At 69.9% G+C, this 10,857-nt stretch carries 9 protein-coding genes and 1 rRNA gene; 9 read left to right on the plus strand and 1 reads right to left on the minus strand.

All coding sequences use genetic code 11. From position 1 onward, the window contains the following. Positions 1-52 precede the first annotated feature (52 nt). From ACFUPX_RS21865 to ACFUPX_RS21905, 9 genes are all read left to right on the plus strand, one after another. On the plus strand, positions 53-898 hold the full coding sequence (locus ACFUPX_RS21865) for a hypothetical protein (RefSeq protein WP_383324906.1): 846 nt from the start codon (positions 53-55) through the stop codon (positions 896-898). After that, positions 888-2,240, plus strand: a complete 1,353-nt coding sequence (locus ACFUPX_RS21870) for a hypothetical protein (protein WP_383324909.1) — start codon at positions 888-890, stop codon at positions 2,238-2,240. The genes ACFUPX_RS21865 and ACFUPX_RS21870 overlap by 11 nt, the downstream gene beginning before the upstream one ends. Then, positions 2,237-3,796, plus strand: a complete 1,560-nt coding sequence (locus ACFUPX_RS21875) for an SCO6880 family protein (RefSeq protein ID WP_383324911.1) — start codon at positions 2,237-2,239, stop codon at positions 3,794-3,796. The genes ACFUPX_RS21870 and ACFUPX_RS21875 overlap by 4 nt, the downstream gene beginning before the upstream one ends. Positions 3,797-3,813: 17 nt before the next feature. Beyond that, positions 3,814-5,235 carry an ATP-binding protein gene (locus ACFUPX_RS21880; RefSeq protein WP_383324914.1) on the plus strand — a complete coding sequence of 474 codons (1,422 nt, stop codon included), beginning with the start codon at positions 3,814-3,816 and terminating at the stop codon, positions 5,233-5,235. Positions 5,236-5,238: 3 nt separating this feature from the next. After that, complete coding sequence (locus ACFUPX_RS21885; protein WP_383324917.1) at positions 5,239-6,774, plus strand: type IV secretory system conjugative DNA transfer family protein; 1,536 nt, start codon at positions 5,239-5,241, stop codon at positions 6,772-6,774. A 108-nt stretch (positions 6,775-6,882) separates the two neighbouring features. Beyond that, positions 6,883-7,854 (plus strand): ATP-binding cassette domain-containing protein, encoded by a 972-nt coding sequence (locus tag ACFUPX_RS21890; RefSeq protein ID WP_383324920.1) that lies wholly within the window; start codon positions 6,883-6,885, stop codon positions 7,852-7,854. Continuing rightward, the gene (locus ACFUPX_RS21895; protein ID WP_383324923.1) at positions 7,851-8,642 is read left to right on the plus strand and encodes an ABC transporter permease; all 792 of its coding nucleotides are present in this window, start codon (positions 7,851-7,853) and stop codon (positions 8,640-8,642) included. Before ACFUPX_RS21890 ends, ACFUPX_RS21895 begins: the two co-directional genes overlap by 4 nt. Positions 8,643-8,757: 115 nt before the next feature. Further along, entirely contained in the window at positions 8,758-10,005 is a 1,248-nt protein-coding gene (locus tag ACFUPX_RS21900; protein ID WP_383324942.1) for a sensor histidine kinase, read from the plus strand. After that, positions 10,002-10,673, plus strand: coding sequence for a response regulator (locus ACFUPX_RS21905; RefSeq protein WP_383324926.1), 672 nt, complete (start codon positions 10,002-10,004; stop codon positions 10,671-10,673). Before ACFUPX_RS21900 ends, ACFUPX_RS21905 begins: the two co-directional genes overlap by 4 nt. A gap of 90 nt (positions 10,674-10,763) precedes the next feature. Here ACFUPX_RS21905 and rrf read toward each other — a convergent pair. Continuing rightward, positions 10,764-10,857 (minus strand): 5S ribosomal RNA (gene rrf, locus ACFUPX_RS21910); the annotation flags it as partial.

A 10,857-nucleotide genomic window follows, 5' to 3' on the forward strand; every position in this document is an offset into this window, starting at 1 on the left:
GGCTACCGTCGTACGTGGCGGTTCACCGAGAGGTTGAGGGGGCGTACGCGGCATGAGTCTCGGCGACGAGCGGAACGACGGCCCCTACGGCGGCTCGGGCGAGACCCGGACGCGGCTCCCCGAGGGCGAGGGGGGCGGCGGTGACGGGTACGGAGGACCGCGCAGATCCGGCCGTTCTTCGTCACGGAGCCTCGTGACGGTGGTCGGTGTGGTGGTGCTCCTCATCGCAGCCATCGCCTTCGCGAACCGGGGCGACGGCGAGGGATCCTCCTCCGGAGGGGGAGGCGGTGACGGCAAGAAGGCGGGGGCGGATCCCACGGCCCCCACCGGGGAGCGGCCTGTCGACGGCAAGACGTCGGGGATTCCTTCGGGGTTCGCGAAGAGCGAGCAGGGTGCGCAGTCCGCTGCCGCGAACTATGCGGTGGCGCTGGGCTCGGCGGACATGTTCAACAAGCCCCGGCGTGACAGCGTCCTCCAGGCCGTCATGGCACCGTCGAGCGTGAACGCTTTCAAGACACAGCTCGACAAGGCGTACAGCCCTGACTTCTTCAAGAACGTCGGCCTGAAGCAGGATGGTTCGACCCCGAACGGCTATCAGTTCGTCTCGCGCACGAGTCCGGTCGGCACCAAGGTCACCAACTACGCCGGTCAGAAGGCAACGGTGGAGGTCTGGTGCAGCGGTCTGCTCGGCCTTGCCGGGGAGCAGTCGACCAAGCCGGTGACCAACAGCTGGTTCACCATCACCATGAAGCTGACGTGGGTCGGGGGCGACTGGAAGGCCGCCACACACTCCCAGAAGGACGGCCCCGCCCCTGTCCCGGGCGACGACCGCGCGTCCGGATCCGATGAGATCGCGAAGGCCGTCGAAGGGTACGGAGGGTTTACGTATGCCCGCTAACCGTCACGTACTCAAGCTCGCAGCGGCTGTCACCGCCGTGCAGACCGCAGCGGTCCTCGGCGCAACACGAGCGTTCGCCGCGCCGGAGCCCAAGGACGATCCCTGCGATCTCATCCACGGCCCTGCCAAGGAGTACTGCGAAAAGGGCCAAGGCGGCAGCGACGGCGGCAGCGGCAAATACCCCACAGACGCCCCCATCGACTCCACCGCCGACCCCCTCTCCTCCCTGGCAAAGGGCTGCGCGGAAGCCGCCTCCTGGACCGTCGACAAACTCTCCGAAGCCGTGAAGAAGACCGCCGAGGTCGACTTCACCAACCCCAGCTTCCTCAAGCAGTACGCGGTCGTCTTCGCCGCGTCGACCATCCTGACCCTGCTCCTGTGGCTCCTCGCGGTGGCCAAGCGCGCGGTGCGAGGCGTCCCCCTCACCACCGCGCTCTCCGAAGCCATCGGGTTCCTGTGGCTGACGGTCCTCGCCTCCGCCTTCACGCCGCTGATCCTCTATACGGTCGTCTCGGCGGCCGACGGGGTCACGGACGTCATCGCGAAGGCGACCGGCGGCCAGACCGACACGTTCTTCGGGACGTTCTCGGCCGCCCTGAAGAAGGGCGAGGACATCGGCGGCGGGCCGATCATGCTCATCGTCGTCTCGCTCGTGTCGATCCTCGCGGCCGGCATCCTCTGGCTGGAGCTCGTCATCCGGGCCGCCCTGCTGTACGTGGGCGCACTGCTCGGCACCGTCGTGTACGCGGGTCTCGTCGACAAGCACCTGTGGACGCACGTGCGCCGCTGGGCCGGGATCATGATCGCGGTGATCCTGGTGAAACCCATCATCGTCATCGTGCTCGGCCTGGCCGGAGCGCTCTCCGCGGGTGACGGGCCCGACTCCTTCTCGGCGGTCGTCTCCGGGCTCTCGATCATCCTGCTCGCCATCTTCGCGAGCGCCATGATCTACCGCTTCGTGCCCGGCTTCGGCGACGAGATCGCCGGCTCCCGGAACAACCGCATCTCGCAGGGCGCCGAGAACCGCGCGGCGGCCGTCATCACCTCCCCCGCGTCCCTCGTCTCCCAGGGCATCAAGACCCACAGCTCCCGTGGAGGCGGAGGAGGCGGCGGCAGCAGCCAGCCGCGCCCCGCCAACCCCGCGAGCGGCGGCGTGGCCGCCCACAGCAGCCGCCCCAGCGGAGGCGGCGGCTCATCGAACGGCGGCGGATCCGTCCCCTCCGCCGCGCCCCCGCCCCGGGGCAGCGCCACCAGCACTCCGCACGCACGCAACCGCGGCGCGGGCGGGGCAGGAAACGGCTCCACTGGAAGTACCAACCGCACGGGAGGTGAAGGGCGTTGACGACTCAGTCCCACGTGTCGCAACCGATCGCGCCCCGCCGCACATATCTGATCGGCCGCGCGCGGCCGAACGCGATCGTCGGCAAGAACCGGGAGACCGGCGAGATCGCGATGATCATCGTGGGGGCCTTCCTCGGGATGATGTGCGGGCTCCTCGTCCCTGTCCTCTCTCTGCGCATCGTGCTGCTCATGGGCTTCCCGATGCTGGCGATCGCCGCGGTCTACGTCCCCTACAAGGGCCGCACGTTCTACAAGTGGTTCGAGATCAACCGCAGCTACAAGCGCTCCCTCAAGCGCGGCACCGCCTACCGCTCCACCGTCCCCGAGGCGGGCATCCACCTCGACGGCCGCGAGATCGAGGTCGGGCCGCCGCCGGGCATCGGCCGGATCAACTGGCTCGCCGCCCCCTTCGGCCCCGACGAGATCGCCGTGCTGCTGCACGCCGACCGGCGGACCGTCACCGCCGCCATCGAGATCGAGGGCCCCGGCGTCGGTCTGCGCGACTCCGAGGACCAGGAGGCGCTGGTCGACCGGTTCGGCACGCTGCTCAAGCACGTCGCCAACGGCGACGGCTTCGTGACGCGCCTCCAGATGCTCGCGCGCACGCTCCCCGCCGACCCGGACGCCCACGCCAAGGACGTCAGCGTGCGGGGCGACGACCGGGCACTGCCCTGGCTGCAGCAGTCGTACGAACAGCTCCAGTCCATGGTCTCCACCAGCAGCGAGCAGCACCGCGCCTATCTCGTGGCCTGCATGCACTACTCGCGCGATCTGGCCGCCGAGGCCCAGGCGATGGCCCGCGCCAGCCGACCGCACGGCGGCCGGAAGCTCGACAAGGACGCCGGTCTCGCCGTCGTCATGGCGCGCGAGCTGACCGACATCTGCTCGCGGCTCCAGGAAGCCGACATCCGCGTACGGCAGCCGCTGGGGCAGGGGCGGCTCTCCTCGCTCGTGCACTCCATGTACGACCCGGACCACCCCATCGACCACATCCAGGCGATGACGAAGCGCAACGCCTGGCCCGCCGAGCTCGACGCCATGGAGCCCACCTACCTCCAGGCCAAGACCCGCGAATCCTCCACCCGCGCCCCCTGGTGCCACGCCACGGCCTGGGTGAAGGAGTGGCCGATGACGCCCGTCGGCGTCAACTTCCTGGCCCCGCTGCTCGTCCACACCCCGGACGTGATCCGCACGGTCGCGGTGACGATGGACCTCGAACCCACCGAGGTCGCCATCGAGCGCATGCTGACGGAGAAGACGAACGACGAGGCGGAGGCGAGCCGCCAGGCCAAGCTGAACCGCACGGTCGACCCCCGTGACATCGCGTCGAACTCCCGTCTGGACCAGCGCGGCGAGGACCTGGCGAGCGGCGCGGCCGGGGTCAACATCGTCGGCTACATCACCGTCTCGTCCCGTTCCCCCGAAGCCCTCGCGCGCGACAAGCGCACCATCCGGGCCTCGGCCGGGAAGTCGTATCTGAAGCTGGAGTGGTGCGACCGCGAGCACCACAGGGCCTTCGTCAATACGCTGCCGTTCGCGACCGGCATCCGACGCTAGAGCTGAGGGCTGCCAAGATGCGGGATCCGCTGACCATCCTCACGGACGCCTTCACGTCCTTCCTCTTCGGGAAGGTGGAGACGACCAGACTCCCGGTGCGTACGTCGACGGGGCAGGCCCAGGCGGTCTATCTGCCGACCGCCGCCCCCGGCCTCGGCGACTCGGGCGTGATCATCGGGCGCGAGGTGTACTCCGGCAAGGGGTACATCTACGACCCGTTCCAGCTGTACGGGCAGCAGCTTCCGGCCCCGCACTGGCTCGTGCTCGGCGAGTCGGGCAACGGCAAGTCGGCGCTCGAGAAGACGTACGTCCTGCGGCAGTTGAGGTTCAAGGACCGCCAGGTCGTGGTCCTGGACGCGCAGGGCGAGGACGGGGTGGGCGAATGGAACCTCATCGCCCAGGAGCTGGGAATAACTCCCATCCGGCTCGACCCGACGGCCGCCCTGGACATGGGGATCCGCCTCAACCCCCTCGACCCCGCGATCACCACGACGGGCCAGCTCGCCCTGCTCCGCACGATCATCGAGGTCGCGATGGGGCACGGGCTCGACGAGCGCTCGGGCTTCGCGCTCAAGGTCGCCCACGCGTACGTGAACGAGACGATCGTCGAGCGCCAGCCGGTGCTCACGGACATCGTGGAGCAGCTGCGCCACCCGGAACCCGAGTCGGCCGAAGCGATGAACGTCGCCATAGACGACGTACGGGCCTGGGGTCTGGACGTCGCGCTCGTCCTGGACCGCCTGGTCGACGGTGACCTGCGGGGCATGTTCGACGGTCCGACCACGGTCGGCATCGACCTGGACGCGCCGCTCATCGTCTTCGACCTCTCGCACATCGACCGCAACTCGATCGCGATGCCGATCCTGATGGCGATCGTCGGCGTCTGGCTCGAACACACCTGGATCCGCCCCGACCGCAAGAAGCGCATCTTCCTGGTGGAGGAGGCGTGGCACATCATCAACTCCCCCTTCGTCGCGCAGCTCTTCCAGCGCCTGCTGAAGTTCGGCCGACGGCTAGGCCTGAGCTTCGTGGCGGTGGTCCACCACCTGAGCGACGTGGTGGACGGGGCGGCGGCCAAGGAAGCCGCCGCGATCCTGAAGATGGCGTCGACCAGGACCATCTACGCCCAGAAAGCGGACGAGGCCAGAGCGACCGGCCGGGTGCTCGGCCTGCCGCGCTGGGCCGTGGAGATCATCCCCACCCTCACGCCCGGCATCGCGGTGTGGGACGTGAACGGCAACGTCCAGGTGGTCAAACACCTGATCACGGAGACCGAACGCCCCCTGGTCTTCACCGACCGCGCCATGACGGAGTCGTCGGCGGACCAACTGCTCGGGGACGACGCGCTGCGGGCGGCGGAGCTGGAGGCGGAGGAGCGTGCGGCGTACATGGAGCAACAGATGAACGGACCTTCGTCGTCGCGCTCCGGGGTGGCGTAGGGGATGGCATACCGGGAGCCCGGACCCTCCGAGTACCGCGACCGGGGCGGGCGCCGCGAGTCACGGGAGCGGGGCATCCCCGACGGCCTCCTGGTGGGCGGCCTCGCCTTCGTGCTCGGCCTCACCGTCCTCGTCTGGTCGGCGACGGGCCTCGCGGGCCTGTTCTCGCACGGCTCCTGGCCCGAACACGTCACCTTCGGCAATACGCCGGTGGCGATGCGGCACCTGGTACAGCAGCCGCACGACATCGCGGGCGCCTGGCCGGCCACCCCGGCGACCCAGCTCACGGGCTACGGCCTGTTCTGGGGCCTCCTGATCGGCCAGCTGATGGTCCTCGTGGTGCTCACGATCTTCGTCATGGGCACGGTGACGCGGTGGCGAGCGGTACGCAGGGCGAGACGCTTTCCGGCGCCTCCGGCTCCGGAGACCGCCGAAGCCGCTCCTGCTCCCGCTCCAGCCGCTCCCGCTCCTGCCCCAGTCACTCCCGCAGCCGCCCCAGTCGCTCCCGCTGTGGGCACGATGCCGGGTCCCGATGAACCAGGCGCCGACCCCGCTGAGGGGCACAGCATCGAGACGCTGGGGGCAGAAACAGCTGCGGTCCCCACCCCCCGTACGCCCTTGGTACTCGGCCCCGCCGAAACCCGGCGGGCACACGCGATCCAGGCCATCCGCGACGCGGAAAGCGCAGCCCTGGTCCTCACATCGGACCCCACCCTGTGGGAAGAAACCAAGGACGCCAGAGCGAAGCTCGGCCCCGTCCTGGTCTACGACCCGAGCCACCTCTGCGACACCCCGGCGAGAATGCACTGGTCCCCCACAGCCAACTGCGAGGACAAGGCGGTGGCCACCCAAAGAGCCACCGCCCTGCTGGCCGCCATAAGGCCGAGCGCCAAACTGGACAGCTCCGTCGCCGACACCGCGGAAACCCTCCTCCGCAGCTTCCTGCACGCCGCGGCGGTGGACGGCCGCCCCATCAAGCACGTACACCGCTGGGCACAGGGAACCCAAGTCCAAGAAGCGGTCCGCATCCTGCGCACCCACCAGAAGGCCACCTCGGGCTCAGCAGGCGAACTGGAGGCGGCGCTCACCGCGTACCCCGAACGCCGCGACATGGCCCAGCAGTTGACGGCCCGCGCGCTCTCCGCACTTTTCACCCTGAACGTACGAGAATCGTGCACCCCCAACAGAACCGATGCCCTCACCTTGGATTCCTTCATCGATGAAGGGGGCACGCTTTTTGTGGTGGGTGAAGCCGTCGAGGACCCCAAATCGCCCCAGGGACCGGGCGCGATGCCGCTCCTCACGGCCCTCGCCTCAAGCGTGGTCGAGCACGGCCGGCGCATGGCCGAACGGTCATCCTCCGGTCGGCTCGACCCACCAATGACCCTGGTCCTGGACGATGTGGCCGCCGTGGCCCCCCTCCCCCAGCTCCCGGACCTCCTGTCCACCGGCGCGGACCGCGGCCTGCCCACCCTGGCCCTCCTCCGCTCCCGCGAACAGGCCCGCACCCGCTGGCCGCACGCGGAGCTCCCCGGCTGACCCCAGCCGCTCTCAGGGTCCCCGTCCTACCGCGGTACTACCCCTCACCGCCCACGTCCCGCCCCTGGTCCGACGCCCCGCGCCCCCGCGAGCGCCAGCATCAGAAGCATGATTCGGGCATACGAACTCACCAAGCGCTACGGCGACAAGACCGTCGTGCGGGACCTGACCTTCACCGTCCACCCCGGCACGGTCACCGGATTCCTCGGCCCCAACGGCGCGGGCAAGTCCACCACCATGCGCATGCTCCTCGGCCTCGACGCCCCGACCCGCGGGCGCTCCACCATCGGCGGCAAGGCGTACGCGACGCACACCGCGCCCCTGCACGAGGTGGGCGCGCTCCTGGAGGCCCGGTCCATCCACCCGGGCCGCACCGCCTTCCACCACCTGATGGCCCTGGCCCACACCCACGGCATCCCGCGCCGCCGCGTCGAGGCGGTCCTGGACCTCGTCGGCATCCATGACGTGGCCCGCAAGCGCGTGAAGGGCTTCTCGCTCGGCATGGGCCAGCGCCTGGGCATCGCGGCGGCACTCCTCGGCGACCCGGCAGCGATCATCCTCGACGAACCGGTCAACGGACTCGACCCCGAGGGCGTCCTGTGGATCCGCAACCTCCTCAAATCCCTTGCCGCGGAGGGCCGTACGGTCCTCGTCTCCTCGCACCTCATGAGCGAGATGGCACTGACCGCCGAGCACCTGATCATCATCGGCCGCGGCAGGCTCCTCGCGGACACGACGGTCGAGACGTTCGTACGGGATTCGGGCACGGGCTCCGTCAAGGTCGTCACCCCCGAGGCGGGCCTGCTCGGCGAGCTGCTCGCCGCACCCGGCGTCCGGATCACGAGTGACGCGCCCGGCGTCCTCGACGTACGCGGCACGGACGGCGAGCACATCGGCCGCACGGCGGCACGGCACGGCATCCCCCTCTTCGAACTGACCCCGCACACCGCATCCCTGGAGCAGGCGTTCATGGACCTGACGCGGGACTCGGTCGAGTACGCCGCGGCTGTATCCCCCGACGCACCGGCCGACGCACCGGCCGACGCACCGGCCGTCGCACCGGAAGGAGCAGCGGCATGAGCACCGCGACCACCACCCCCACGTCCCCCTACCGCCTGACCTCCCGCGGAATCCTCCGCTCCGAGTGGCACAAGCTGTGGACGCTCCGCTCGACCTGGATCATGCTCGGCCTGGCGAGCGTCTGCACCGTCGCCATCGGCATGATCGCCGCCGCCACCTACTCCCCCGACCCCGCCAACGAGATCGACCCGGTCACCTACGCCCTCCTCGGCACCCAGATCGGCCAGGTCGCGATCGCGGTCCTCGGCATCCTCATCACCGCGGGCGAGTACTCCACGGGCATGGTGCGCGCCACGATGGCCGCGGTGCCGCGCCGCCTGCCGGTGCTCCGGGCGAAGACCGCCATGTACGTCACGGTCGCACTCGGCACCCTCCTGGCCACGAACTTCGTCACGTTCCCGCTGGCCCAGATGTTCCTCGGCGGCACGGACTTGGAGGCATCGCTCGGCGACCCCGGCATCGCACGCGCCGTGGCGGGCTCGGCCATCGGCACCACCCTCATCGGCGTCATGGTGCTCGGCCTCGGCTCATCCCTGCGCAGCATCCCGGGGGCGATCGGCGCGTACGTCGGCGGCCTGATCCTGCTGCCGCAACTCGCGATGATGATCCCGAACGACACGGTCAGGGATCTCCTCGGCTACTTCCCCCTTCCCGCCTCCGAGTCCCTCGCGGCCGTACACACCACGTCCGGCGACCTCTCGCCCGGCGCGGGCCTGCTGACCCTGTGCGCGTGGGCGGTGGCATCCCTGACGGCGGCGGCGTATCTGCTGAAGCGACAGGACGTATGACAGGACGTATGACAGGACGTATGAGCAACTCCCGTACGAGGATGAAGCGGTGACCGGCACCACCAGAAACGGCAGCGGCAGCGGGCCGGGCTCCCCGGGCCAGGAGGGCTGGCCCCTGGACGCCCAGCCGCTGACCCGGCACGTCGAACGCGGCGTCCAGTGGGTGCGCGCCTTCGACCGGCGGCGCCCGCTGGCCTGGGACCTCCTGCTGACCGGCTTCTTCGTGATCGCCGCCTTCATCGACGTCGCGGGAGACGGCTGGCGCAACATCGCCGACAACAAGGGGGCCCCGCTCTGGCTGGTCTATGCGATGACGGCGGTCTTCTCGGTGCCGCTGCTGTGGCGCCGCCGCCATCCGCTCACCGTGTACGGCTTGATGACCGTGACCGCCCTGGTCAACTCCTGGTCAGGCGCGTCCCTCCAGGCGGCGCTCACCCTGCTCGTCGTCGTCTTCAACATCGCGATCCGGCTGCCCACGCGCACGCTCGCCTGGACGTACGGCCTGACCGTGGTGCCGAGCGTGGTCGGCCATCTCCGCCATCCGCGGGGCAGTTGGGACCAGCAGGTGGTCCCCGCCCTGATGAGCTTCGCGATCGTCGCCCTGCTGGGCATCGCCGTCCGCACCCGCCAGGAGTACACGGCATCGCTCGTACAGCGCGCCAAGCAGCTGGAAGTCGAACGCGACCAGCAGGCACAGCTGGCCACCAACGCCGAACGCACGCGCATCGCCCGCGAGATGCACGACATCATCGGCCACAACCTGTCAGTCATCACGACCCTCGCGGACGGCGGTTCGTACGCCGCCGCCAAGTCCCCGGAGCGCGCCGCCCAGGCCCTGACGGCCATCGGCACCACGAGCCGCCAGGCCCTGACGGAACTGCGCCGACTCCTGGACGTATTGAGGGAAGAGTCCCCCGAGGCTCCCGCTCCCGCTCCCGCACTCGCTCCCCAGCCCGCACTCACCGACCTGGACCAACTCATCGACGGGGTACGGGCGGCGGGCCTGCCGGTCCGCAGCACGGTGCACGGCCGCCCGGACTCCCTCCCGGCGGGCCGGCAGCTCACGGTCTATCGCGTGGTCCAAGAGGCCCTCACCAACACCCTCAAGCACGGGGGCCCGGAGGCGACGGCCTACGTGGACGTCGCATACGGCGATGACGGGGTGCGGGCCACGGTGACGGACACGGGGGTCGGCGGCACCCTGGCAGGCTTCCCAAACTCGTCGAGCTCGTCGGGCCGTGGCCTCACGGGAATGCGCGAGCGAACAGCCCTGTACGACGGGACACTTGAGGCAGGCCCGCGGCGAAAGCCGCCGGGCGGCTGGCAAGTAGAACTCCATCTCCCCAAGGAATCCACTCAGTGACGACCGTACTCATCGTCGACGACCAGCCGATGCAACGCTTCGGCTTCCGCATGCTCCTGGAGAGCCAGGACGACATGGAGGTGGCGGGAGAGGCAGGCAACGGCAGCGAGGCGGTCCGGATGACCGCCGAACTCCACCCGGACGTAGCCCTGATGGACATCCGCATGCCGGGCCTGGACGGCATCGAGGCCACGCGCCGCATCGTCGCGGCCGGCGACCGCACCCGGGTCCTGATCCTCACCACGTTCGACCTCGACGAGTACGCGTACGCGGGCCTGCGGGCAGGGGCGTCGGGATTCCTCATCAAGGACGCCCTGCCGGAGGAGCTCCTCTCGGGCATCCGCGCGGTCGCCACGGGAGACGCGGTCGTGGCCCCCAGCCTGACCCGCCGCCTCCTCGACACCTACGCCGATCACCTGCCGACCCGCGCCGGCGAGGACACCCATCCGTCCCGGGACCCGCGCCTGGCGTCGCTGACGGACCGGGAGCGCGAGATCCTGACGGTCATCGGGCAGGGATGGACGAATGCGGAGATCGCCGGGCGGCTGCACGTCGCGGAATCGACGGTGAAGACCCATGTGGGACGCATTCTCGCGAAGACGGGGGCGAGAGACCGGGTGCAGGCGGTCATTCTGGCGTACGACACGAAATTGGTGAGGCCGGAGTAGAAAGCCCGTGGTGGAGAGCCCGTGGTGGAGAGCCCCTGAACGCAGAAAACCCCCGCACCCAGAGGGTGCGGGGGTTTCCCGTTAATAATAGTTCGGCGGCGTCCTACTCTCCCACAGGGTCCCCCCTGCAGTACCATCGGCGCTGTGAGGCTTAGCTTCCGGGTTCGGAATGTAACCGGGCGTT

It is taken from the genome of Streptomyces sp. NPDC057302, assembly GCF_042667685.1.
Lineage (GTDB): Bacteria > Actinomycetota > Actinomycetes > Streptomycetales > Streptomycetaceae > Streptomyces.